Origin of the sequence: Alteribacter keqinensis, from assembly GCF_003710255.1 — a bacterium.
Lineage (GTDB): Bacteria > Bacillota > Bacilli > Bacillales > Salisediminibacteriaceae > Alteribacter > Alteribacter keqinensis.
This window is the reverse complement of the sequence record NZ_RHIB01000001.1, coordinates 801450-824786: the sequence shown is the minus strand read 5'-3', so window position 1 is coordinate 824786 and position 23337 is coordinate 801450. Positions and strand designations below refer to the sequence as shown.

At 43.7% G+C, this 23337-nt stretch carries 28 protein-coding genes; 2 read left to right on the top strand and 26 right to left on the bottom strand.

The window, feature by feature from the left end; translation table 11 throughout:
* Positions 1-120: 120 nt before the first annotated feature.
* The 17 genes from aroH to EBO34_RS04050 form a co-directional block, all read right to left on the bottom strand.
* Positions 121-489, bottom strand: coding sequence for a chorismate mutase (aroH, locus tag EBO34_RS04130; RefSeq protein WP_122896669.1), 369 nt, complete (start codon positions 487-489; stop codon positions 121-123).
* Positions 486-1556, bottom strand: a complete 1071-nt coding sequence (gene aroB / locus EBO34_RS04125) for a 3-dehydroquinate synthase (protein WP_122896668.1) — start codon at positions 1554-1556, stop codon at positions 486-488. The genes aroH and aroB overlap by 4 nt, the downstream gene beginning before the upstream one ends.
* Positions 1557-2732: a chorismate synthase gene (gene aroC / locus EBO34_RS04120; protein WP_122896667.1), complete on the bottom strand. Its 1176-nt coding sequence runs from the start codon at positions 2730-2732 to the stop codon at positions 1557-1559.
* A 209-nt stretch (positions 2733-2941) separates the two neighbouring features.
* A complete protein-coding gene (locus EBO34_RS04115; protein WP_283234577.1) occupies positions 2942-3715 on the bottom strand; it encodes a CheR family methyltransferase in 774 nt (257 codons plus the stop codon).
* Between the two features lie 129 nt (positions 3716-3844).
* The gene (gene ndk, locus EBO34_RS04110) at positions 3845-4288 is read right to left on the bottom strand and encodes a nucleoside-diphosphate kinase (protein ID WP_122896666.1); all 444 of its coding nucleotides are present in this window, start codon (positions 4286-4288) and stop codon (positions 3845-3847) included.
* Positions 4289-4599: 311 nt separating this feature from the next.
* Entirely contained in the window at positions 4600-5571 is a 972-nt protein-coding gene (gene hepT / locus EBO34_RS04105; RefSeq protein ID WP_122896665.1) for a heptaprenyl diphosphate synthase component II, read from the bottom strand.
* A gap of 14 nt (positions 5572-5585) precedes the next feature.
* Complete coding sequence (locus EBO34_RS04100) at positions 5586-6443, bottom strand: menaquinone biosynthesis protein (RefSeq protein ID WP_122896664.1); 858 nt, start codon at positions 6441-6443, stop codon at positions 5586-5588.
* A 3-nt stretch (positions 6444-6446) separates the two neighbouring features.
* Complete coding sequence (locus EBO34_RS04095) at positions 6447-7037, bottom strand: UbiX family flavin prenyltransferase (RefSeq protein WP_122898514.1); 591 nt, start codon at positions 7035-7037, stop codon at positions 6447-6449.
* Between the two features lie 2 nt (positions 7038-7039).
* On the bottom strand, positions 7040-7900 hold the full coding sequence (locus EBO34_RS04090) for a UbiA-like polyprenyltransferase (protein ID WP_122896663.1): 861 nt from the start codon (positions 7898-7900) through the stop codon (positions 7040-7042).
* A gap of 33 nt (positions 7901-7933) precedes the next feature.
* The gene (locus EBO34_RS04085) at positions 7934-8641 is read right to left on the bottom strand and encodes a demethylmenaquinone methyltransferase (RefSeq protein WP_122896662.1); all 708 of its coding nucleotides are present in this window, start codon (positions 8639-8641) and stop codon (positions 7934-7936) included.
* Position 8642: 1 nt separating this feature from the next.
* On the bottom strand, positions 8643-9446 hold the full coding sequence (locus tag EBO34_RS04080) for a heptaprenyl diphosphate synthase component 1 (RefSeq protein ID WP_122896661.1): 804 nt from the start codon (positions 9444-9446) through the stop codon (positions 8643-8645).
* A gap of 131 nt (positions 9447-9577) precedes the next feature.
* Positions 9578-9799: a trp RNA-binding attenuation protein MtrB gene (mtrB, locus tag EBO34_RS04075; RefSeq protein ID WP_122896660.1), complete on the bottom strand. Its 222-nt coding sequence runs from the start codon at positions 9797-9799 to the stop codon at positions 9578-9580.
* 130 nt (positions 9800-9929) lie between these two features.
* Positions 9930-10496 carry a GTP cyclohydrolase I FolE gene (folE, locus tag EBO34_RS04070; protein WP_122896659.1) on the bottom strand — a complete coding sequence of 189 codons (567 nt, stop codon included), beginning with the start codon at positions 10494-10496 and terminating at the stop codon, positions 9930-9932.
* Between the two features lie 156 nt (positions 10497-10652).
* Positions 10653-10925 carry an HU family DNA-binding protein gene (locus tag EBO34_RS04065; protein ID WP_122896658.1) on the bottom strand — a complete coding sequence of 91 codons (273 nt, stop codon included), beginning with the start codon at positions 10923-10925 and terminating at the stop codon, positions 10653-10655.
* 448 nt (positions 10926-11373) lie between these two features.
* The gene (spoIVA, locus tag EBO34_RS04060) at positions 11374-12852 is read right to left on the bottom strand and encodes a stage IV sporulation protein A (RefSeq protein ID WP_122896657.1); all 1479 of its coding nucleotides are present in this window, start codon (positions 12850-12852) and stop codon (positions 11374-11376) included.
* 334 nt (positions 12853-13186) lie between these two features.
* Positions 13187-13921, bottom strand: a complete 735-nt coding sequence (locus tag EBO34_RS04055) for a hypothetical protein (RefSeq protein ID WP_122896656.1) — start codon at positions 13919-13921, stop codon at positions 13187-13189.
* A 26-nt stretch (positions 13922-13947) separates the two neighbouring features.
* Positions 13948-14148: a DUF2768 domain-containing protein gene (locus tag EBO34_RS04050; RefSeq protein ID WP_122896655.1), complete on the bottom strand. Its 201-nt coding sequence runs from the start codon at positions 14146-14148 to the stop codon at positions 13948-13950.
* Between the two features lie 108 nt (positions 14149-14256).
* On the opposite strand from EBO34_RS04050, the gene EBO34_RS04045 reads away from it, so the two are divergent.
* Positions 14257-14502, top strand: coding sequence for a hypothetical protein (locus EBO34_RS04045; RefSeq protein WP_122896654.1), 246 nt, complete (start codon positions 14257-14259; stop codon positions 14500-14502).
* A gap of 235 nt (positions 14503-14737) precedes the next feature.
* Here the strand turns inward: EBO34_RS04045 and EBO34_RS04040 are convergent, their stop codons facing one another.
* From EBO34_RS04040 to EBO34_RS04020, 5 genes are all read right to left on the bottom strand, one after another.
* A complete protein-coding gene (locus EBO34_RS04040) occupies positions 14738-15007 on the bottom strand; it encodes a stage VI sporulation protein F (RefSeq protein WP_249413994.1) in 270 nt (89 codons plus the stop codon).
* Between the two features lie 68 nt (positions 15008-15075).
* The gene (locus tag EBO34_RS04035; RefSeq protein ID WP_122896652.1) at positions 15076-16125 is read right to left on the bottom strand and encodes an NAD(P)H-dependent glycerol-3-phosphate dehydrogenase; all 1050 of its coding nucleotides are present in this window, start codon (positions 16123-16125) and stop codon (positions 15076-15078) included.
* 13 nt (positions 16126-16138) lie between these two features.
* The gene (plsY, locus tag EBO34_RS04030; protein ID WP_122896651.1) at positions 16139-16753 is read right to left on the bottom strand and encodes a glycerol-3-phosphate 1-O-acyltransferase PlsY; all 615 of its coding nucleotides are present in this window, start codon (positions 16751-16753) and stop codon (positions 16139-16141) included.
* Positions 16754-16963: 210 nt separating this feature from the next.
* Entirely contained in the window at positions 16964-18280 is a 1317-nt protein-coding gene (gene der / locus EBO34_RS04025; protein WP_122896650.1) for a ribosome biogenesis GTPase Der, read from the bottom strand.
* Positions 18281-18629: 349 nt separating this feature from the next.
* On the bottom strand, positions 18630-19262 hold the full coding sequence (locus tag EBO34_RS04020; protein WP_122896649.1) for a YphA family membrane protein: 633 nt from the start codon (positions 19260-19262) through the stop codon (positions 18630-18632).
* 80 nt (positions 19263-19342) lie between these two features.
* On the opposite strand from EBO34_RS04020, the gene EBO34_RS04015 reads away from it, so the two are divergent.
* The gene (locus EBO34_RS04015; RefSeq protein WP_122896648.1) at positions 19343-19480 is read left to right on the top strand and encodes a YpzI family protein; all 138 of its coding nucleotides are present in this window, start codon (positions 19343-19345) and stop codon (positions 19478-19480) included.
* Between the two features lie 255 nt (positions 19481-19735).
* Here EBO34_RS04015 and fni read toward each other — a convergent pair whose 3' ends face one another.
* From fni to cmk, 4 genes are all read right to left on the bottom strand, one after another.
* Positions 19736-20785, bottom strand: a complete 1050-nt coding sequence (gene fni, locus EBO34_RS04010; protein WP_122896647.1) for a type 2 isopentenyl-diphosphate Delta-isomerase — start codon at positions 20783-20785, stop codon at positions 19736-19738.
* Positions 20786-20808: 23 nt separating this feature from the next.
* The gene (rpsA, locus tag EBO34_RS04005; protein WP_122896646.1) at positions 20809-21963 is read right to left on the bottom strand and encodes a 30S ribosomal protein S1; all 1155 of its coding nucleotides are present in this window, start codon (positions 21961-21963) and stop codon (positions 20809-20811) included.
* A 79-nt stretch (positions 21964-22042) separates the two neighbouring features.
* Entirely contained in the window at positions 22043-22642 is a 600-nt protein-coding gene (locus EBO34_RS04000) for a lysophospholipid acyltransferase family protein (protein WP_249413993.1), read from the bottom strand.
* The gene (gene cmk, locus EBO34_RS03995; RefSeq protein ID WP_122896644.1) at positions 22635-23318 is read right to left on the bottom strand and encodes a (d)CMP kinase; all 684 of its coding nucleotides are present in this window, start codon (positions 23316-23318) and stop codon (positions 22635-22637) included. The genes EBO34_RS04000 and cmk overlap by 8 nt, the downstream gene beginning before the upstream one ends.
* Positions 23319-23337: the final 19 nt, after the last annotated feature.

The window sequence follows — 23337 nt, the reverse complement described above, 5'->3', positions numbered from 1 at the left end:
CTTCTTTGTAACGTTGTTTCATTTTTGGCAAAAGCTCTCTTATAAAGCTGCTTACTCTCTCATCTCATCTAAAACTAACTTATGTGATATGTTAGCGCGGTTCCGCCTGTTTGTCAACGTTCAGGATTTCTGAACAAGATCAGGCCTCAGACGGACGGCTTCTCCTGAATATACGTGCTGAACCGCCGCCTGGGACAGACTCGTTTCAGCTGTGACCATCATCCGGATGCAACGCTCGAGGGCACCGTCTACGGGGATCTCCTGGGCACACATTACCGGAACACGGTCAAAGCCTTCAAGGTCTCTCAAAGCTCTTGCCGGAAAAGTTGCGTTTAAATCAGGACTTACAGTTATCCATATATGACTGATCTCTTCTGGATGTACCTTATTTTTTTCGATTATTTCAGATATGAGCGACTTTGTAGCTGAAAGAATTTCTTCTGCTGCATTATCTTCCACTGTCGCAGCTCCTCTGATCCCACGTATCATTTTACCCCTCCAATTTGAATTAAATTTCGAAGCATCCCTTCTTCTACAGACACAAGTTTCGGCCTCTCTGGTGCTTCAAGTAATACGAACCGGATCTGGCCGTTAATCCCTTTTTTATCTCTTTTCATTCTGTCAATCAACCGGTCTGTATTCATGTTTTCCGGCAGTGATGTATGATAGCCAAGCTGTTCAAGCTGATTGATTATTTTTCCTGAATCAAGTGATGTTTGAAAGACTTCTTCGCTTACCTTGAGGGCAAAGGCCATCCCCATCGCAACAGCTTCCCCGTGAGTCCATAATCCGTAGCCGGCTTCGGCTTCAATCGCATGACCGAGGGTGTGTCCAAAGTTTAAAAATGCACGAATGCCTTTTTCTTTTTCATCACTTTCTACAATTGCTCTTTTTACTTTTACAGAACGTTCAAGAAGATAAACAAGTTTTGAAGTGTCCGGTACTTGTCTGGCACTTACATTTTCACAAACCCATGAATAAAGGGAATAATCATAAATCAGTCCGTGCTTAATGACTTCTGCAAGACCTGAACGCCACTCCCTTTCAGGGAGAGTATGAAACACTTCCGGATCAAACATGACCGCCTTTGGTGCATGAAATGCTCCGATCATGTTTTTCCCACCCGGAAGATTTATACCCGTCTTGCCGCCTACACTGCTGTCATGGGCAAGAAGTGTCGTCGGGACCTGGATAAAATCTATCCCTCTCATATACGAAGCAGCTGAAAAACCTGCAATATCACCTACGACACCGCCGCCTAATGCAATAATCACGGAATTTCTGTCAATTCCGTGATCCAGGGCGAAAGAACAGATTTTCTCAAATTGCTCAAGGCTTTTTGATCCTTCACCGGCTGGGATTGTATATACTACAGCCGTTTTTTTAAACGATCGTTTAACTTCTTCGAGGTACAGTGGACTCACATTCGTATCTGTAATAATGAAATACTGTGAGTAACTGTGATTGATTTTTTCATACAGTTTATGCCGGCAGCCGGGTTCGATGATAACCGGGTAAGTATGGGACGAAGCACGTACTGTGAATTCGGGACTCATCTAAAATTCCCTCGCTTTTTTCTGGTACGCTTCCAATGCTCCTTTAATGTCATTCATCGTATCTGAACCGAACTTATCAAGGAAAGCTCTTGCCAATTCAAAGCTCACCGCATGCTCACAGACAACCGCAGCAGCCGGAACAGCACAGCTGTCAGACCGTTCAATGCTTGCTTCAAAAGGTTCTTTCGTATCAATGTCCACACTTTTAAGTGGTTTATAGAGAGTCGGGATGGGCTTCATTACCCCTTTTACAACGACAGGCATGCCTGTTGTCATGCCACCTTCAAATCCTCCAAGGCGGTTTGACAGACGGTAGTACCCCTTCGCTTCGTCATAGGCGATTTCATCATGAACTTCACTTCCGGGCTTTCTTGCCGCTTCAAACCCAAGTCCGATTTCCACACCTTTAAAAGCATTGATGCTCATAACACCCTGTGCAATTTTTGCATCGAGTTTATTGTCGTAATGTACGTGTGAACCAAGACCCGATGGAAGGCCTTCAGCTACAACTTCCACGACACCGCCTATAGAGTCGCCGTTCTTCTTTGCTTCATCAATCGCATCCATCATTTTTTTCTCAGCATTTTTGTCAAGGCACCGTACAGGGGATTCTTCCGTGTGCTGAAGGATATCTTCAACAGTTAGTCCGTCAGAAGACTGTTCACTTACAATTCCCCCGATTTCACGGACGTGTCCGGCAATGTTGACACCGAACTCACTTAACAACTTTTGGGCTACGGCTCCTACTGCCACACGAATCGTTGTCTCCCGGGCGGAAGAGCGCTCGAGTACATTTCTCATGTCCCGATGTTCATATTTAATCGCTCCGTTTAAATCTGCATGTCCCGGGCGGGGGCGTGTAATGATCCGCTTCATTTCTTTTTCTTCATCTTCTGTAATCGGTTCGGCACCCATAATTTTCGTCCAATGCTTCCAATCGTTATTTTCTACAACGAGGGTAATCGGAGCACCGGTTGTTTTACCGTGCCTTACACCGCTTTTGATTTGTACCTGATCTTTCTCAATTTGCATTCGCCGCCCTCTTCCGTGACCTTTCTGTCTTCTCTGAAGATGACGGTTAATATCTTCTGCAGTAAGGGGAAGATGACTTGGGACACCTTCAATAATGGCCGTTAGTTGGGGACCATGGGATTCCCCGGCTGTTAAAAATCTCATCAGGCGACACTCCTTTAATGCTTTTATGTACTAAACTATTTTAAATCTTATTTTCCATTGTGGATCAAACGCACAAAAATTTCAACATGCAGATTCAGATTTCTCAAACTTTCCGATAAGTTCTGATAAAAATGAGTGTTAATTTCCGCTCATTTCAGCGGTGACGCCGGTAATCCAGAATAAAAATTCCCAGACAACGTATTAAGAACTCATTGTTTTCGATAGAAAAATGTATCTTCTGCTTCAAAACCGTATTTTGAAGGGTTAAAGATCTGTTCCGTACTGCCCACAAACAATATCCCGCTGGATACCAATGAATCAGCCAGTCTTTTATATATGGACTGCTTGGCCTCTTCTGTGAAATAAATGAGCACATTTCTGCAGACGATAAGATCCATTTCTTTAGGATAGGCATCTTTTAACAGGTTATGTTTATTAAATGAAACGGCAGTTTTTACTTTTTGGTCGATTTCATATCCCGGCCCGTCTTTTTGAAAATACCTGTCTTTCCACTCAAGAGGAAGCTCTTTAAGTGACCTTTCAGGGTAGGCACCTCTTTTTGCTCTTTTTAATATTGTGTCATCAATGTCGGTTGCTGTAATCCGGGCTTTCGTGCGTGTTTCTTTCATCATCATGGAAAGGGTGTATGGCTCTTCTCCTGTGGAACAGGCTGCACTCCAAATCTTTAACACGTTTTTCTTTTCCTTGATAACAGGGAGTATTTTATTTTTTAATACATCCCATCTCTCAGGATTACGGTAAAACTCTGATACATTAATCGTCATTCTGTCCAGGAATTCTTCAAACAGGTCGTTTTGCAGCCCCATTTCTTTGCCGTAATCCGAGAAAGTAGCAAAGCCCCTTTTTTCTCTTAACGAGAGTAGTCTTCTTTTCATCTGGGCTTCTTTGTACTGATTCAGGTCAATGCCGGTTTTATCTTTGATCATTACTGTGAACATCTGGTAGTCATCTTTTAACATCATCAACATTTCTCCTAATGCAAAAAATTCTTTATATTTAATATTATAACGTTCTCCCGGTCCGTTCTCAGCGATTATTACAAAAAAAAAGCAGACCGGCTTTTGAAAAGCCGGTCTGCCTTATGAATTTAGTTAAACCCATTTATTAATTGTTTTTTCGTATGTTACAAGTTCATCTTTCTGGAAGAAAAGCTCGATTTCTCTTTTAGCGCTTTCTTCTGAGTCAGAGCCGTGAATAACGTTCATTGATACCTGAACACCAAAGTCACCACGGATTGTTCCAGGCGCTGCCTCAGAAGGATTTGTTTTTCCCATCATCTTCCGGGCTTCATCAATAACGTTTTCCCCTTCCCAAACCATTGCGAAGACAGGGCCTGATGTAATAAAATCAACAAGCTCCCCAAAAAATGGGCGTTCTTTATGCTCACCGTAATGAGTTTCAGCGAGGTCTTTTGAAATCGCTAACACTTTTGCTCCTGCCAAAGTAAAGCCTTTCTTTTCAAAACGCGAAACAATTTCCCCTGTCAGATTACGTTGTACCCCGTCTGGTTTTACCATCAAAAAAGTGCGCTCCATGTTCATACCTCCAACGTTTATGTATGTAGAAATCTCAAACCTGTTTGAGTATAGCAAATTTTCACACGTTTCACAACTGTTTTTTGTAATCGTTTTCAAAACAGCGTTTCAGTCGGTGCTGAAGGCAAAAAATTGCATCACTCCGCACTCCTGAATTACCTTCTTTCCATAGATTATTGTAGTTTCTTCTGTTATTCAGCTGAAGCAGGATGAAGCCTGAATGCCCTCCGCTTTCCGCAGTGGTGCCCGCTATTAAGAATAAGTAAAAAAAGGATGCCTCAAAAGAAGGGGATCTTCTGAGTCATCCTTATTTAAAACTTCCGTTTTCCTATGTAGTCTGCAATCTGTAAAAGCGCTGTTTTTGCGTGAATATCAGGCAGATCCTGAAGGGTCTCTCTTGCTTTTTGCAAATAACGGTCGGAGAACTGTTTTGCACAGGTAATGGCACCTGTATCTTTAATTGCTTCGATAATTGATTTAATCTCCGTACCGCCTAAGTCATTTTCCTTTATAGTTGAAGAGATTTTCACTTTCAGTTCAGGATCTTTATTCATGGCACAGAGTGCGGGAAGAGTAACATTTCCCTGCTTAAGGTCGCTGCCCGCAGGCTTTCCGAGTTCTTTTTCAGTTCCTACAAAGTCGAGGATGTCATCTGTGATCTGAAACGCCATTCCCACATAATGTCCGAACAAGGAAAGCTTTCTTCTTGTTTCAGAATCCGTATCTCCTGCCACTGCTCCGAGCTCACAGCTTACGGCAATCAGGAGGGCGGTTTTCCGTTTAATCCGCCTTAAGTACGTTCTTAAATTCTGGTCCCAGTTATACTGGTCCTGAATCTGCTCCACTTCACCGATACACATTTCCACCATGGCATCAGAGATAATATCATGAACTTCAGGCTGTTTACTCTCGGCAGCCAGTTCAACAGCCCGGGCAAACATAAAATCCCCGGTATACATCGCTACACGGTTGTCCCATTTTGATTTAATTGTTTTTTCTCCCCTTCGGAGTTCAGCATTATCAATTACATCATCATGAACAAGTGATGCCATATGAATGAGTTCAAGGGGAACTGCCACATTTTTGATTTCTTTTACACTGTAGTTCCCGAATTGCCCTGCCAAAAGCACAAAAACAGGACGGATCCTTTTCCCGCCTGCTTTTAAAAGGTGTGTGGAAGCCTTTTTTAATACAGGATGCTTTGCGCCGATATTTTGCTCCAGCTCTTTTTCAATCATGGATATATCACTTCGTAAATGCCAGTAAATTTCAGTCAGTTTCATCTCTTTCACCTGCCTTAAACGGATTGCCGGTGCTTTGCACCCTGCCACAATGCTAAATTTCTGACAGGTCTTTTCAGCAATCCCATCTCATGCGCATACTTGTAATATTGAAGTAATCCTTCGATATGCCTCTTCGTCAGATCATGATTCAGTCCCGCAAAGTAACGCTGCCAGAATTCCTTTTTACCGCCCATTTCGTACTGGATGGATCGGATCATTTCATCATATTCGTTTTCCTTGGAGTGTAACTTACTCTTAACCATTTGTTCATACAAATCACGGACAAGAATTTCCTGGTTTAAAACCGCATCTTTTCGTACTGCAACAACCGCATATGTCATCGGGTACCCGGTCTGCTCGTACCATAACTGACCGAGATCATACCGGTAAATATCATCTGTCTGCGACCAGTAAGTCTGAATGGCATCGTCCCCGATGAGAAGGCAGGCATCATGACTTGCCATCATTTCTTCAAACCCCGGTTTCATGGTTACATATTCAACTTCCAGTTCGTAAAACCTGCCCAGAATGATCTTAAGAAGGTTAACTGATGTTGCAGAGCTTGAAGTAAGCGCCACCACTTTACCGTCAAGTTCAAGTAGAGGTACCTTTGAAAACAGGAAGATGGATCCAACGCTTTTAGGAGAGGAAACAGACAGGTCAGGAAGAAGCTGATACTGTTCTTTATTCTCAGCGTAAGCAAAAGAGGAAATCCCTCCGATATCAATCGAGCCTTCCTTCATAGCCCGGTTCAGCTCAGAAGGTACCTGGGGTACGAATGAACATCCTCGTTTTAAAAGTTCCTGACGGTTAATATAATAAAAAATCGGCTGTATATTCGTATACGAAATTTCCCCTACTACCAACCCCATCTGTTAATCCCCCCAGCGTGTGAATAAATCATGCTCTACCTGAAGCTGATCCAGGACCTTCCCTACTACAAAATTAATCAAATCATCCATCGTCTTCGGCTGATGATAAAAACCCGGCATTGCAGGAACGATTGTTCCTCCCATATCCCCAATGGTCTTCATATTACCGAGATGAATAGAATGAAGCGGTGTTTCTCTCGGCACAATCACAAGAGGACGCCGCTCTTTTAGCATCACATCTGCTGTTCGTTCCAGGAGATTGCTTGAGATACCCTGGGCAATTTTAGCGAGAGTTCCCATTGAGCAGGGAATGATAATCATTCCATCATTTTGATAGGAACCGCTTGCAATCGGTGCAGAAAAATCCTGCAGTGAATGGATGTGCAGATCTCTATCGGTTTCAAACAAACGTTCAAGACAGGCATTCCGGTCTGAGGTGTCCTCATTGAGTTCATGATAAAACACCTGCCAGCCTGCCTGGCTGACAATCAAGTGTACCCGGTGACCGGCTCTTAAAAGTGTATTGACAAACCGGACACCGTAGACGGCTCCGCTTGCTCCTGTAATTCCAACTGTAAAAATCCGTTTGGTCATTTTCATATAAGCAGGTCTCCAATCGTAAAGAAAAGGAGTATGATGCTGATGACTCCATTCATTGTAAAAAAGGCTACGCCTACTCTGGACAAATCATCGGCACTGACAATAGAGTGTTCATAAACCATAATTCCGCCTGCTGCAATAACCCCCAGCAGATAAAACCAGCCGAGCGGTGTAGCAAAAAAGAGTGCAGCCATGGCAATGAAGCTGAATACGTGGAATCCCTTTGCAATAATTAACGCTTTTTTTATCCCGAAGCGGCTTGGTATGGAGTGCAGGCCCACTTCTCTGTCATAATCAGCGTCCTGTGTAGCGTAAATTACGTCAAATCCGGCTGTCCATAAGGCTACTGCCAGAAATAACAGAATCGCTTCCCAAGTGAGTGTTCCTGTTGCGCCAACCCAGCCTCCCAGAGGGGCAATACCAATCGTAATCCCTAAAATCACATGACAAAGGTAAGTAAAACGTTTTGTATAAGAATAGATAACAAGAAAAAATACTGCTAGCGGCAGCAAATAAACAGCCAGCATATTGAGCTGGAAGGCTGAAAAAATGAGTACGAGGAATGATATCGCAATGAATAACCCTGTTTCCATCCTGGACAGGAGTCCTGCAGGGATTGCTCTGTCTTTTGTTCTCGGGTTGGCCGCATCAATTTTTGCATCAATGAGCCTGTTAAGACTCATTGCCGCACTTCTGGCACCGACCATGGCCAGTGTAATCCAGATCCACTGTTCCAGTGTGGGCCAGTGACCATTAATTAAAAGGCTGGACAGCACGGCACCTAAAAATGCAAAAGGCAGCGCAAATACCGTATGTTCAAACTTGATCATTTCTAAGATGATTTTTATCTTTTTCATATATTGAACCCTTTCAACAACCGCCACGCATTTTTAAAAGCTTTTGCCTGCAAAATGACTGGCAGCTGCTCCGCCAGCGTAGGACTTGTAGGAAACTTTATCAAAACCTGCGGAAGTAAACATTTTGCTTAACGATTCTTTATCAGGAAAGGTTTGTGTTGATTCCTGAAGCCAGGCGTATTCGTCATAGCTTTTTGCAAATACCTTTCCAAACACAGGCATCACATGCCTGAAATACAGCCAGTAAAGCTGTTTAAAAACAGGGAAAGTAGGTTGCGAGGTTTCAAGACAAGTGACCAGTCCCCCGGGCCTGGTTACCCGGTACATTTCCCTGATAACCTGATCATAGTCAGGGACGTTGCGCAGTCCAAAGCCAATGGTTACATAATCAAATGATGCGTCTTCAAAGGGGAGTTCCATCGCATTTCCCTGTAAAAGAGTAATATTTTCAATTCCTCTTTTTTCTACTTTTTCCCTGCCAACAGAAAGCATGTTGTGACTGAAATCAAGACCGTGAACATGCCCTTTTTCTCCAACAGCTTCCCCCATTGTGAGCGTCCAGTCAGCTGTTCCGCAGCAGACATCCAGGGCACTGGATCCGGGTTTTACAGCCATTCTTTTCATCGTGTCTTTTCTCCAGGCCAGGTGCATCTGAAAGCTTATGATCGCATTCATGCGATCGTATCTTCCTGAAATGGATTCGAAAACCTGGTGGACTTTTTCTTCCTTTGATTGACTCATACTATCCTTCCTCTGCTACATATTCCTGATAGACTGGGTGTTCATTGAGAAGCTGTTTCATTCTGTCGTGGATATAATGCTTGAAGGGAAGCCATTCATAGGAAAAGGAAGCTAACTTCAAACGTGTTCCTTCGATTTCTTTTTGGTAGAGATAATCAGGCTCCATCACAGCGACATCTGTAAGAAGCATTCCTTTTGTACCCCTTTCCTGCCTGCCTTCCAGAATACACCGGTGCTCTCTTACAAGTCTCTTCAAATAGAAAAACTCGTCCAGAGGCTTAATCCAGTTCTCCTGCCCGGTAAAGCGGGCAATATTGCGGATCAGAAGGGAGTCGATAAGGCGGTAATTAACGAAAGCCCGTTTGCTGTGAGCACTCTCTGCCCCATTACAATAAACGGACATTTTAATTTCATTGATTTCCTGTATCGATCTGCTGAAAACACGGATAAGTCCTTTGTCAGAAATTTTCGCCAGAAAATAATAGTAAAGACTGCTGAAATAATCTCCTGAAAGGACAGTGAGCTGCCTGCTTTTCTTTTCAAGTTCGGAGTCCCACTGGTTGTTTTCAACCGTATCGTGGACAGCCAGAGCCGTCTGCACCAGTACAGAGGAAAGAACACAGTTTTTTATGTATCTGTACTTATGACCATTCTTTTGAAGCAGGTAATATAAAAGGACTACCTGATCGTGGTCAATGACCGGATCTGATAAGTAACGGCGGAAGTATGGATGATGAATGACTTCATAGAAATCCGCCTTTATGTTTTTTATGTCTTCATTGATATGATCCATAGACGTTGTCATTCAAAGTCCCCCAGCATTAAGATCAGTACGTAAACGCTACTACTTAGTATACCACAATTACGATATTCAGATAAGCGATTGGTACCTCAATTGGTTTGTAAATAAAAGAAAAGCAGGTGGCTGGCCCGCTTTTATTCATCGTCAGTATTCATTTCACCGTGTCCGGTCTGAATTGTCGCTTTTCCTCTTACCTTGATTGCAGACGTATGCTCGGTGAATTGGGCAATCATCACTTCATTTTTATCCAGCTTCTCAGAATGATGAAACCTGGTGTCCGAGCCCCGCGTTAAACCGATAACATTAACTCCGTTTTCGCGGGCTTTTATAACAATATATTCAGTAGGTTCAGGCATGGCTACCTCCTCCTTCCTAGTCCTTACAAAACAGAAATTATGTATATCAGCCCTCGGGATACGCCGGGATAAATACCCACCGGCACCACCCGCCATTTCAGGCGGGCTGAACGGCCGCTTAAAAACTATACTAGTTTTTAATTAATGAGAGAACTTCAGAGCGGGACGCAGGGTCTTCTGCAAGGATACCTCTAACAGCCGAGGTAATGGTTTTGGAACCTGGTTTTTTCACTCCTCGCATAGTCATACACATATGCTCTGCTTCAACAACAACCATTACACCGAGCGGCTCCAGCGTTTCTACAATACTGTCAGCAACCGTGGAAGTAATTCTTTCCTGGAGCTGAGGTCTTCTGCATACAGCTTCTACTGCTCTTGCAAGTTTACTCAAACCTGTGACTTTTCCCCCGCTCGGAATGTATCCAATATGGGCTATACCAAAGAAAGGAACGAGGTGATGCTCACACATAGAATAGAATGGGATATCTTTAACGAGGACAAGTTCCTCATGATCTTCCCCGAATACGGTTGCGAAGTGTTCTTTTGGGTCCTGGTTGAGTCCTTCGAATACTTCTGCATACATTTTCGCCACTCGCTTCGGTGTATCCTGCAGACCTTCTCTGGAAGGATCCTCACCGATAGCTTCCAGGATCATCGTTACTGCCTGTTTAATTTTTTCATGATTGATTTCGTTCAATGCTGCTGCCCCCTCAACACTCAATTCTAGAAGTCGTTAAAATTCTAGCACAGCCTGATTGAATACACAAGAAATGTAAGCGTGCCGCAATCCTGCAGTAAGAAAAAAGAAGAACCGCAAAAAGTGCGATTCTTCTCTATGCAAGCCCCTTATGTATTATTTAACTGCGTCTTTAAGGGCTTTACCAGGCTTAAAGGCTGGTACGTTGCTTGCAGGAATTTCGATTTCTTCACCTGTTTGCGGGTTGCGTCCTTTACGGGCAGCGCGCTCACGTACTTCAAAGTTACCAAAGCCGATCAATTGTACTTTCTCAGCATTTTGAAGAGAACCAGTGATTACATCAAAAACCGCATCTACTGCGTTTGTTGCATCTTTTTTAGAAAGCTCAGTTTTCTCAGATACCGCATTGATTAGTTCCGTCTTGTTCATACCATTCACCTCCTCCCAATAGACTTGTTATTTCTTTTCTTGCACAAAAATAAGAGTTTTATACTCGTTAACCGACTTTTTAGTGGATAACAAGGCTAATGTTAAACGAAAGCGCGGAAGAATTCAACATATTTTGCGGATTCACCTGCATTTTTAAGACTTTTCTGTCTGATATGTAAAAAAAATCAAAAATAATAGCTGAATTGGCGGCATCACCGGTAAGCGTTGATATATCAACGTTCTTATAGAATTTTTATCATAAATCCGTCACTTAGTCAATTTTTTATTAAAATCAATTCTCTCTTTTATAATTTGATATTAATTTTCACCCCTGTATGCAGGCAGTCAGAGGCTGAAGTGACCCCCTGGGAAAGCGGTGGACCCTTCACTAGTTCAAGAAAGCCCCTGAAAACAGCCAGACAAAAAAATAACCCTCCGCCAGGGAGAGTTATAAGATGATGGCAATAAGGCCGCCTGACCCTTCGTTAATGATGCGCTCAAGGGTTTCTTTCAGTTTATACCTTGCATTTTCTGGCATGAGGGAGAGTTTTGCAGAAATACCTTCCCTCACGATGGAATTAAGAGATCTACCGAAGATATCTGAATTCCAGATTGATAAAGGATTTTCTTCAAAGTCCTGCATCAGGTACCGGACGAGTTCTTCACTTTGTTTTTCCGTTCCGATAATCGGTGCAAACTCTGATTCAACATCAACTTTGATCATATGAATCGACGGTGCTACTGCTTTAAGCCTCACACCAAACCGGGAGCCCTGTCTGATAATTTCAGGCTCATCCAGACTCATATCACTTAGTGAAGGAGCTGCAATGCCGTACCCTGTCTGTTTAACCATTCTAAGGGCATCGGACACCTGATCATACTCCGCTTTCGCAAAAGCAAAATCCTGCATTAACTCGAGAAGGTGGTCTTTCCCGCGGATCTCCACACCTACCACTTCTTTAAGAATCTGATCATAAAGGTCATCCGGTGCATGGAGGTCAATTTCGGCAACGCCCTGCCCCATCTCGATTCCCGCCAGTTGTGCCCGGTCCACAAACTCATAATCAACAAAGTTTCCGACTACCCGGTCCACATCGCGGAGTCTCTTAATGTCTTTAACCGTTTCTCTTACGGCTGATTCGTAATTTTCCCGAAGCCAGTGTTCTTCTTTCAGCACCATCACCCAGCTCGGCAGGTTCACATTAACTTCATGAACAGGAAACTCAAACAGCACTTCCCTCATGACGGCATTGATATCCTGTTCTGTCATACTCTCAATACTCATCGAAAGAACAGGCACATCGTGCTCGTTTTCAATCGACTGCCTGAGGTCTTCTGTTACTGGATGGTGAGGATGAACGCTGTTTACGATCACAATAAACGGCTTACCGACTTCCTTTAACTCTTCTATAACGCGCTGCTCGGACTCTACATAATCGTGGCGCGGGATCTCTCCGATAGATCCGTCAGTTGTTACGACAACTCCAAGTGTTGAATGTTCCTGAATAACTTTTCTTGTGCCGATTTCAGCAGCTTCATGAAATGGGATTGGATCTTCATACCAAGGTGTATGAATCATCCTCGGTCCGTTCTCATCCTCATACCCTTTTGCTCCAGGTACGGCATACCCTACGCAGTCTACAACGCGCACGTTTACATCGAGGCCTTCATCAACATGAATAGACACAGCCTGATTCGGTACAAATTTCGGTTCAGTAGTCATAATCTGCTTTCCGGCAGCACTTTGAGGCAGCTCATCCTGTGCCCTGGCGCGGTCTGCTTCCGTCCCGATATTCGGAATGACAGCAAGCTCCATAAACTTTTTAATAAACGTCGATTTCCCTGTTCGTACAGATCCTACGACGCCGAGATAAATATCGCCACCAGTCCGTTCAGCGATATCTCTGAAAATATCGAATTTCTCCACACGATCCCCTCCCGATCGATTTTATGTTGACAGCTTCTGCATACGATTCAAGGTGATGACACTATATACTTATGTTCTTGCCTGTTAAATATGACAAGCAGTTTACAAAGCCATTTTCATTACTGATCATTCAAATAGCATCACCCACTTATACGAATGAAAAACCGATTTAGAAGGGAGGCGCACACTGCAGGATTATTCTCACCATATAGAAGTTCCAGCCTGAAGCAAGCACAGGCATATTGCCTTGCTTTAAGCATAAAAAAGCTTCCCTTTCTTTTAGTTACTATATTGGAAAGGGAAGCATTATAGAACATTTATTCAGTTTGGCCTGTTACTCTGTTTCGCCGGATGAGGATTTAAATACAACCTCTCCGTCTTCGATGGTCATTGGTTTGGAATGGGCCGGTACAAAAGGTGCATGCTCCACAAGAAGCCACCTGAGATCATCTCCTTCAGAGAAGTCTCCCATACCATATTCTTCAATGTAATATAAAATATCAATGCTGTAATCAATAACAAGTTCGCCGTTCGTTGCCATATGAACTGGAAGAAGATGATCCGGGTGAAACGGACTTCTCACTGTTGCGGGCTCATTGTACCGCAGTGCCTCATAATCAAGCTCCAGTACACCGGGCCCCGCCTGGCCTTCAACAGGAGCATAGCGGTTTTGAGAACGGTAGGAATCAATCCGGCGATTAATTTCCTGCAGTTTGCGGGAGCTCCTTAAATCTACCAGCTTAACTTCCGCCTGTTCTTCCACATTCGTCAGTACATATTGAAACGTTCCGCCGTTTTCAAAAGAGTTACCCGGGGCGTTTTGTAAGTAGGAGGGAACCAGTGATCTGAAATTCACCGGGTATCTCATAAATACCGAAACTTCATTGTCTCTCGTTTGAATCGGAAGCACCTGCGTGTCTTCCCTGTATTGATTAACAGCTGTTTGAACGCTTTGAATCTGGTCATCATACGGCACCTGGTTTTCTGCACGCTGGTCGTCCGGAAACAAGCACCCGGACAGAATGAATGCCGATAACAGGAGAGCCATAACCGCTGTCATTTTCTTCATTAAAATAACCCCTCTTGGTAGTGTCGTTATTCAGGTACAGGGCCTGTAAATACAACAACAAAAATAATAAAGCCCGCTACTATCATACAAATAAAGCTGATTGTCAAAAACACTCTCTGGACCCAGCCTTTAAGCTTTTCCCGGGATACAATCGTCATAATAACCGAGACGAACATCAGTCCCATAGCAAAAAAGCTTACCCACATTTTCGTTAAACCATCATCCATAAAAATTCCTCCAAAATCGAACATAATCCTGTTATTTTCCCCGATCATTATAGCACAGAAGCTGCAAAAGCTGTACTTACGGGCAATTAAAAGGAAAAAATTCACTTTTTGTTCATAAAGCGTGGTCTTTTACAGCTTGTCCTTTCTCAAGGGAACGCTGTTTTACCTGCACTGCCTTTCTGTCATCTTTTCTTTTGTCTGCAAACCGGCAAGAACAAAAGCGCAATCGCCTTGATCACGAAGGATAAAGAAAACTGGCTTATCGCCAGTCTTGGCGAAAGTCTTAGTTGCCCTTATACTTTAGTGCAAGCATTTCAGCGAGGCTTTCAGATTGATGCCGCTATGCAGGCTTAAGCAGATGGAATGAAATGACCTCGAGCTCGGGTGCTGGAGCTGGACGTGGAGTAGTTTCCTCTGAAGTTATCCACATATAGAGAAGTAGAAATTCCTAAACAACAAAAAAAGTTGAAGAAAAGGGGGCACCTTCCTTCAACTTTTATGACTAAATACCGCCAAATCTAACAGCCCGATTTTGACGCTACCTCGGTTTCAGTATATGCCGAAGAAAAAGGTTCGCGCGCGCGATTGCCTATTTACCGTTGTTTTTCTGAAACATTTTTGAAAGTGTCCCAAAGTCCATTGGGACGTTATTGGCTAAAATTGCTTTAACCAACTCGTCTTCTTTCTTTTTATTAACAGAAACCCCTGCTACAAGGGCAACCTGCTGAATCAGCTGTCGGACGTTCTGTTCACTTTTCAAATCTGTTTTACTTGCAGACTGGGCAAGTTTTAACAAATCCTGCTGGTTCACATTTGTCTTTTTCTCAATCTCACCAAAGATATTTTTCTTTTCGTCCAATGTAAAAACCCTCCCCGTGATTGATATCAACATATCATATGCACCGGAGGGCTTCCTGTGAGTGTAAGTTAAGGTTCCATATCATTCAGTGGGTCTGTTTCCCCTAATTTCAAATCTTCTACTTCATGCTTTTTAACCCGGCCCATCAGTTCCTCAACTGCAGCCTCTGGCTCTTTACCATTGAACAATACATCGTATAGCCCGCTTGTAATCGGCATGTCCACTTTTTCAAGTGAAGCGAGCTGGTAGGCTGCTTTTGTGGTACGGATGCCTTCTACAACCATCCCCATCTCCTCAAGGACTTCGGGAACAGTCCTGCCTTTTCCGATCATATTCCCGGCACGCCAGTTTCTGCTGTGGACGCTTGTACAGGTTACGATAAGGTCTCCAAGACCTGAAAGACCTGCAAAAGTCATCGGCTTGGCACCGAGTTTCATTCCAAGGCGTGCAATTTCAGCCAGTCCTCTGGTCATAAGAGCTGCCTTTGCATTATCTCCGTAACCAAGTCCACTGGTCATTCCGGCGCCAAGGGCAATGATGTTTTTCAGAGAACCTCCGATTTCAACCCCTATGAGGTCGGGATTCGTATAAACTCTGAAGTTTGTATTCATAAACAAATCCTGAACAAATTCAGCAGCCTTCATATTCACGGATGAGCTCGTAACTGTTGTCGGCTGTCTTGTACTTACTTCTTCCGCATGTGATGGCCCTGAAAGGACTACAACTGCCTTCCTGAGGTTTTCGGGTATTTCCTCTTCTATAATTTCAGAAACCCTAAGATATGTTTCTGGCTCAATCCCTTTGCTGGCATGCACAAAGGTTACAGGGCGCTCAAGGTTTGATTTGATATCCTTAAGAATATCCCTCATGGCTTTAGTTGGAACGACCAGCAGAATGGTGTCACTGCCTTTTAAGGCTTCTTGAAGATCATTCGTCGCCTGGATGGTTTCAGGGAGCAAAACACCCGGTAAGTATTTTACATTAGTGTGATTTTCATTTATTTCACGTGCTGAATCGGCTGAACGCCCCCACAATGTTACCTGGTGATTATTGTCTGCTAATACAACGGAGAGAGCAGTTCCCCAGCTTCCTGCTCCAAGGACTGTAATTGATGGCATTGGATTACCCCTTTCAATTCGCGGTTGCTTTTTGTCCGATTTTACTTTCCGTCCCCTTTATCAGTCTTTCAATATTAGTGCGGTGCCTCCAGAATGATAAAACAGTAATGACAATCAAAAAATATAAATAATCACTTGAATAAGAGCCGGTAAGACTGAAAATAAACACTATAATGGTCGTACCCGAAATAAAAAGTAAAGAGCCAAGAGAAACAAAACGGGTAAAGATAATACTTAAAATAGCAATTGCACCTGCCAGTAATGCAGGCAGAAAAACAAGGCTGGCTAAAACGCCGATTGTTGTGGCAACACCTTTGCCTCCTCGAAACCCGTAATAAACAGGCCAGTTGTGACCGGCAATAGCAGCAAGACCGGCTGCACTGGCAATAAATGCATCCCCGCCGGTAAAATAAAGTGCTCCCAAAACGGCGATTATTCCTTTAAGACAGTCAAGTAAAAGCACAACGATGGCAGGCCCCACCCCAAGTACCCGAAGAGTATTTGTGGCACCTGCATTGCCGCTCCCGTGCTGGCGGATGTCCACCTGCATGATTTTTCTTGCAATAATTACACTGAAACTAATCGAACCAAGCAAGTAAGCCACAATGACAGAAATGATAAAATACATCCCAACCCCCCACTTCAATTTATATTTATGTATTGATGAGTTACCCAAAATGCAACAGGCGGAGGATTTACCGCCTGTTCCGGTTAAGGAATTACGCTTATGTTATTATCTGTTCCCTGGGAAGCATTCCGGAGGCCTGTCTATACACAGCCCAGTATAATTCAGTTCACATTAAGAGCAGATGAAGGTCAGCATTAAATCAGGCTGATGTTAATCATTTTTCTTTCTTGCATAAATTCGGATAGGGGTGCCCATGAAATCAAATGTGTCCCGGATTTTATTCTCCAGATAGCGCCGGTAGGAGAAGTGGAGAAGCTCAGGGTCATTGACAAACAGAACAAATGTCGGAGGTGCAACAGCTACCTGGGTGGCATAATTGATTCTAAGTCTTCTTCCACCGTGATCCGTCGGAGTCGGGTTCATTGTAACTGCATCGACAATCAGGTCATTCAATACATTGGTAGGAACGCGCTGATTGTGAGACTCGCTCACTTCTTCAACAAGGGGAAGCACCTTATGAAGTCTTTGTTTTGTTTTTGCAGATACAAACAAAATAGGAGCATAGTCCATAAACAAAAACTCATCTCTGATCTTTTGTTCAAAGTCCCTCATAGTCTTATCGTCTTTTTCAAGTACATCCCATTTGTTGACGACGATGATAACAGCACGCCCCTCTTCATGAGCATAGCCTGCGATACGCTTGTCCTGTTCAATAAGGCCTTCTTCCGCATTTATAACCATCAAAACAACGTCAGATCTCTCTATCGCTCTCATCGCCCTGATTACACTGTATTTTTCAGTGGTCTCATACACTTTTCCCTTTTTACGCATTCCAGCAGTATCAATAATTACATAATCTTTACCGTCTCTTTCAAAGGGAGTATCGATCGCATCTCTCGTAGTTCCTGGAATGTCACTTACAATAACCCGCTCTTCACCAAGCATAGCATTAACAAGAGAACTCTTCCCGACGTTCGGACGTCCGATTAAGCTGATTCTGACCGTATCATCATCATAATCATCTTCTGCAATATTCCCAAACCTGCCGGTTACTTCATCAAGCAGATCTCCAAGTCCAAGACCGTGAGATCCGGATATAGCAACAGGATCACCTATTCCCAGGCTGTAAAATTCATACATCTTTTCATGGAGTGTCGGATCGTCCATTTTGTTAACACCAAGGACTATCGGCTTTTTCGAGCGGAACAGAAGCTGGGATACTTCTTCGTCAGCTCCTGTAATCCCATCACGTCCGTTTACAACAAAGATAATAACATCGGCCTCTTCTATTGCCAGTTCCGCCTGATAACGCATCTGGGTAAGAAGCGGTTCGTCAGTCATTTCGATCCCGCCTGTGTCGATCAGGTGAAATTCATGGTTCAGCCATTCTCCGTTCCCATATATCCGGTCACGGGTAACTCCTGGTTTATCTTCTACAATCGCAATACGTTCTCCTACTATTCGATTAAAAATTGTGGATTTCCCTACATTTGGACGTCCTACAATAGCAACTACCGGTTTAGGCATAAAAGCCCCTCGCTTTCTCTACTTCATTCTTTAAGTATCAGGTAAAAGTAATCATTTAATTACGCTGTTTTCGTATTATTGCTGCTTAATCACTTTCACCTATGGAGAGGTGACGGCCAGCCTGCCCGGCCCATACCTCGGTCACTTCGGCTTTCTGAGTGAAGACTGACAGCAATCTTTGCGAAAACAGCCTTTAAAACGTGTTTTCTTAAAAAATGTCGTTGTTATAGTTTGAAATGTCAAAAAGAAAACCCTTCCTTGTCATTGGAAAGGGCCAGCTGGAATGAACTAACTCATTATATCAAAAGAATCCTGCCTTAACAAACCTTGCTTAACGATTTCCCGGGGGTTATGCGTTGACTTTTTTCCCTGCAACAGAAGGGAGACCTGCCTGGCTCAGCACCCTCTCCCTTATGCGTGCTGCTGCCCATTCAAACGCAGAGAATCCAGCTGCGGAAAGAAAACAAAGACCCAGGATATCAAGGCGGTCCATCCCCCCTACTGTATATATTCCTCCCCCGGGCCTTACAGTGAGAATCGTATAAAACCAAAATCCCACCTGACCCTGGAAGAAGCCGGTAAATAATGCGGAAGCACGCAGACGTAAAGATTTTCCCGTCAAAATAAGCAAAGTGGACATAAGGACAACAGAGGTTGTTTTGTGGGAAAAAAGCATCCATACAGGTTCATAAAAATAAACAAACTCAAGCCACCCGTATAAAAGTGCTGTACAAAGGCTGAGAAACAATGTTCTGAAAACATCCGTTTTCGCCTGATGCGTTAAAAGCAGGTACCCGGTAAACAGTAATATAACAGCTGAACATCCGACAGCTGCGCCGGGTGCAGGCACAACTATCCCGGAACAAATAATCACTGATAATGCCAGGGATACATATAGGAAAGAAGAACGTTTTGAGTCCGAAAAAAAAGAAATATACAGTACCGTAAGCCAGGCAGACCATAAAAACCAAAAACCATCCACAAAAACACACCTCCTTTATTTACATAATCGTCAGATAAAGGGGGAAAATATACGCTGGATGAAAAAAGGAGGTGTTTTCCTTGGGTAAAGACAGACAGGAGAAGAAACTAAAACAGTCAAAAAGAACAGAGTCTGACCGTGATCAGTCCCTACACTATGATGGAGCAGCAGGGCTTGAAAATGCTCAGAGCGCAAACAAAAGACAGAGAGAGCGATAAGAAAGAGGCTGGGACATAAGTGTTTTAGTCAACGAGAACGCGAACATATAATATGCGGTGCAAATAAATCGCTCCTGAAATATACTTCGCTTTCCGCGGGAAGCGGGTTACCCTCCGCGTACTACGCACTGCGGGGTCTCACCTTTGCTTTATATCCCGCAGGAGTCTGCGTATATTTCATCCGCTACGTTCGTGCATTGTTCGGATTATCAGCTAAACACTTTCTTTATGTCCCGGCCTCTTTAAAAATGTGTTTCAACGGATGCTGAAATGTTTCGTGTCAATCCCCCGTTCTTTAAGCCAGTGGTGGGTCTCTCCCGAAATGACAAAAGGTACTTTTTGAAACGAATGTACGTTATTGATTCCAAGAGCAGTCATAATCCATCTTAGTTCTTCCTGGAGAAGGATTACCTGATCTAACACCTCCTGCGTCCCTCCGTCTTTTACCCACTTAAGGATGCGCCCGGCCATTCCACATGCACTCGCTCCAAGGGCAAGGGATTTTGCTATATCCATAGCTGTCCGAATGCCTCCTGATGAAAGCACCGGGATTTCAGGGCATGCATATTTTACTTCAGCTATAGAGGCCGCTGTTTTAATACCCCACTCATTGAAAAATGACATATCCTTTTTCCTTCGCTGGTTCTCAATCATTGAAAAGTTCGTACCGCCAAAACCACCTGCGTCAATGACCGATACCCCTGCGTCGGATAACTTTCTTGCTGATTCCATGCTTGTACCAAAACCCACTTCTTTTACAATAACGGGAACGGATACTTCTTTACAGATTGTTTCTATACGGGAGAGTGCGCCTTCAAAATTTCTGTCCCCCTCCGGCATGACCAGTTCCTGAATGACATTCAGGTGAATTTGTAATGCATCTGCCTCAAGCATATCCACACACGACTGAGCTTGGTCCACTGAAGCTTCACTGCCGACATTTCCAATAACAATACCGTCCGGATTGTTTTTTCTGACTGTTTCATATGTACGGCGCTCCTCCGGGTCTTTTAAAGCAGACATTTGAGAGCCGACCGCAATTGGAATGTTAAGTTCCCTTGCTGCTTCAGCAAGGGAAGAATTAATTACTTCTGTGGCTTTTCCGCCTCCACCAGTCATCGCATTGATAAAAATCGGCGAACTGATAGTCAGTTCGCCGATTTCTGTTTCAAGTTGGATGGAGGACGTGTTTACATCCGGGAGGCTTTGGTGTACAAAAGTTATATCGTCAAAGCCCGATTCTCCCGCCTGTCCGGATTGCAGTGCACCTCTGAGATGATCTGCTTTTCTTTTCGCTCTGCTCATCCAACGTCACCTTCAATCAGTCATTATTTGTATTTCTTTAATTGATCTCCAATCATATCACCAAGAGAAAAGCCTGAGGAATCATCTTCTTTCTGATATTCCTTTTCCACCTTTTTGTTCTGCTTAACTTCAGCTTCCTCTTCCAGTGAGCGGATGCTGAGTGAAATGCGCTTATCGTTAATGTTTACGTCAAGTACTTTCGCCTGGACTTCCTGTCCTTCTTCAAGTACTTCACCAGGAGTCCCTATGTGACGGTTCGCAATCTGGGAAATGTGAACAAGGCCTTCAACCCCCGGTGCTATTTCAATAAATGCACCAAAGGAAACCAGTCGTTTAACAGTCCCGGTTACTACGTCCCCTGACTTTACTTTACCTTCAATCTGTTCCCATGGCCCCGGAAGCGTTTCTTTAATGGATAAGGAAATACGCTCGTTATCCGGATCCACTCCAAGAACTTTAACTTTAATCTGGTCCCCTTCACTGACAACTTCAGAAGGTGTGTCCACGTGATGGTGAGCCATCTGGGAAATATGAACAAGGCCGTCAACGCCGCCGATATCCACGAAAGCACCGAAGTCAGTTAATCGCTGGACCGTTCCTTCAATGACGTCTCCTTCATGAATATTTTCCAGTGTGGAACGCTTACGATTTTGCGCTTCTGCGTCTAGAACAGCTCTTTGAGACAAAATAAGTTTATTCTTTTCACGGTCCATCTCAACGACCTTCAGGCGAAGAGATTTGCCCTTATAATCCGAGAAGTCCTCAACGTAATGACGCTCTACGAGGGATGCCGGAATAAATCCGCGGACACCGACGTCAACAACGAGGCCTCCTTTAACAACATCTGCCACTTCAGCGTTGAACGTATCTCCGTTCTGAAGTTTCTCTTCCATGTCTTCCCATGCTTTTTCAGCAGCTACAGCACGCTTTGATAAAACGAGCTCATCGTCTGAAGCTTTTGTTACCTTAAGCTGGATTTCGTCTCCCTCTGACAGCACGTCGCTTACTTTTTCAACATGCAGGCTCGAAAGTTCACTGATAGGAACCACGCCGTCCGTTTTATATCCGACGTTAACATACGCTTGTTTTTCTTCAACTTTGGTTACCGTTCCGGTAACGATTTCCCCGACGGAAAATGACTTCACTTCCGCCATTTCATTGTTCATTTCTTCTGACATTGACACTACCTCCCTAATCCCCCGAAAAACGGGAACGTTGAAACTGTTTTATCTTAATCTTCCGCGTTGGGCGGAAGTTCTAACCTTTTTTTGATTCGTGTTTTATCAGCAGATCTCCGATGGATTTCATAATAGCTTCTGTAGCTTCTTCCGCTGAAGCTTTGTTTTCTCTCAGTGTCTGCATATCCACAGGTTCACCATATATGATTGTCAGCCTGGAAAAAGGTTTGTACGATCCGGTAATGGCACTTGGAACGACATAGGCATCTGATCTGAGAGCAAAAAAACCGACTCCCGCAAGTCCTTTTCCTAATTTCCCCGTCTTACTTCTGGTTCCTTCGGGGAAAACACCGATCATTTCTCCTTCTTTAAGGAGTGAAAGCCCTTTTCGCAGAGCCTGCCTGTCACTCATTCCCCTGCGGATAGGAAAAGCCCCGAGCTTCGGCAGCAGACCTTTTAGAATGGGTTTGGAAAATAATTCTGATTTAGCCATATACCGGGTGTCCCGTTTCAAAAAAGCGCCTAAAAAAGGAGGATCAAGATAATGAATATGATTGCTGCACAACAGGATTCCGCCATTTGAAGGGAGGTTTTCCCGCCCTACTACTCTGACCCTGAAGAAAAGTCTGAAAAACGTTCTGCATATAAACTTGCCCAGGCGGTATACTGACTTATTCACTGCCATTCGTCCTTTCCCTGACAAGCTGCAAAATCGTCTGTATCACTTCTTCGATACTCATGGAGGTGGAATCAACTTCTACAGCGTCATGTGCTTTCTTCAAAGGGGCAAACTCCCGTTCAGAGTCAATTTTATCCCTTCTTGCAATCTCTTCAATTAGTACAGAAAGATCAGATGGAATACCTTTATCCAGATGCTCCTGATGCCTGCGTCTTGCTCTTTCTTCAACTGATGCTGTGAGAAATACCTTTACTTCAGCATCAGGGAGTACAGCAGTTCCAATATCACGGCCATCCATGACAGTACGTTTGGATTCTGCCATTTCCTGTTGTTTTTTCACCATCTCAATACGGATTTTTTCGTGTTTGGCGATAAATGATACGTTATTCGTTACTTCATTTAACCGGACAGCGTCAGTAACATCTTCTTCGTTAACATATACACGGCTTGTCATACCCTCATTTTCCAGGGTGATCTCCATATCTTTGAGGAGGGACATGACACGGGCTTCATTATGTACATCAACGTGATGCTTCAGCGCTTCATATGTCAGGGCCCGGTACATAGCACCGGTATCTATATAGGTAAAAGATAACGCATCTGCCACTTGTCTGGCCACAGTACTTTTACCTGCACCAGCTGGTCCGTCAATTGAAATATTAATCGGTTGTTTCATGTTGATATTCCTACCTCTT

Excerpts from the sequence above, each read along its gene's own strand:
- aroH (WP_122896669.1), bottom strand. The coding sequence starts at position 489 with ATGATACGTGGGATCAGAGGAGCTGCGACAGTGGAAGATAATGCAGCA.
- aroB (WP_122896668.1), bottom strand. The coding sequence starts at position 1,556 with ATGAGTCCCGAATTCACAGTACGTGCTTCGTCCCATACTTACCCGGTT.
- aroC (WP_122896667.1), bottom strand. The coding sequence starts at position 2,732 with ATGAGATTTTTAACAGCCGGGGAATCCCATGGTCCCCAACTAACGGCC.
- EBO34_RS04115 (WP_283234577.1), bottom strand. The coding sequence starts at position 3,715 with ATGATGTTAAAAGATGACTACCAGATGTTCACAGTAATGATCAAAGAT.
- ndk (WP_122896666.1), bottom strand. The coding sequence starts at position 4,288 with ATGGAGCGCACTTTTTTGATGGTAAAACCAGACGGGGTACAACGTAAT.
- hepT (WP_122896665.1), bottom strand. The coding sequence starts at position 5,571 with ATGAAACTGACTGAAATTTACTGGCATTTACGAAGTGATATATCCATG.
- EBO34_RS04100 (WP_122896664.1), bottom strand. The coding sequence starts at position 6,443 with ATGGGGTTGGTAGTAGGGGAAATTTCGTATACGAATATACAGCCGATT.
- EBO34_RS04095 (WP_122898514.1), bottom strand. The coding sequence starts at position 7,037 with ATGACCAAACGGATTTTTACAGTTGGAATTACAGGAGCAAGCGGAGCC.
- EBO34_RS04090 (WP_122896663.1), bottom strand. The coding sequence starts at position 7,900 with ATGAAAAAGATAAAAATCATCTTAGAAATGATCAAGTTTGAACATACG.
- EBO34_RS04085 (WP_122896662.1), bottom strand. The coding sequence starts at position 8,641 with ATGAGTCAATCAAAGGAAGAAAAAGTCCACCAGGTTTTCGAATCCATT.
- EBO34_RS04080 (WP_122896661.1), bottom strand. The coding sequence starts at position 9,446 with ATGACAACGTCTATGGATCATATCAATGAAGACATAAAAAACATAAAG.
- mtrB (WP_122896660.1), bottom strand. The coding sequence starts at position 9,799 with ATGCCTGAACCTACTGAATATATTGTTATAAAAGCCCGCGAAAACGGA.
- EBO34_RS04065 (WP_122896658.1), bottom strand. The coding sequence starts at position 10,925 with ATGAACAAGACGGAACTAATCAATGCGGTATCTGAGAAAACTGAGCTT.
- EBO34_RS04055 (WP_122896656.1), bottom strand. The coding sequence starts at position 13,921 with ATGAAGAAAATGACAGCGGTTATGGCTCTCCTGTTATCGGCATTCATT.
- EBO34_RS04050 (WP_122896655.1), bottom strand. The coding sequence starts at position 14,148 with ATGGATGATGGTTTAACGAAAATGTGGGTAAGCTTTTTTGCTATGGGA.
- EBO34_RS04035 (WP_122896652.1), bottom strand. The coding sequence starts at position 16,125 with ATGCCATCAATTACAGTCCTTGGAGCAGGAAGCTGGGGAACTGCTCTC.
- plsY (WP_122896651.1), bottom strand. The coding sequence starts at position 16,753 with ATGTATTTTATCATTTCTGTCATTGTGGCTTACTTGCTTGGTTCGATT.
- der (WP_122896650.1), bottom strand. The coding sequence starts at position 18,280 with ATGCCTAAACCGGTAGTTGCTATTGTAGGACGTCCAAATGTAGGGAAA.
- fni (WP_122896647.1), bottom strand. The coding sequence starts at position 20,785 with ATGAGCAGAGCGAAAAGAAAAGCAGATCATCTCAGAGGTGCACTGCAA.
- rpsA (WP_122896646.1), bottom strand. The coding sequence starts at position 21,963 with ATGTCAGAAGAAATGAACAATGAAATGGCGGAAGTGAAGTCATTTTCC.
- cmk (WP_122896644.1), bottom strand. The coding sequence starts at position 23,318 with ATGAAACAACCGATTAATATTTCAATTGACGGACCAGCTGGTGCAGGT.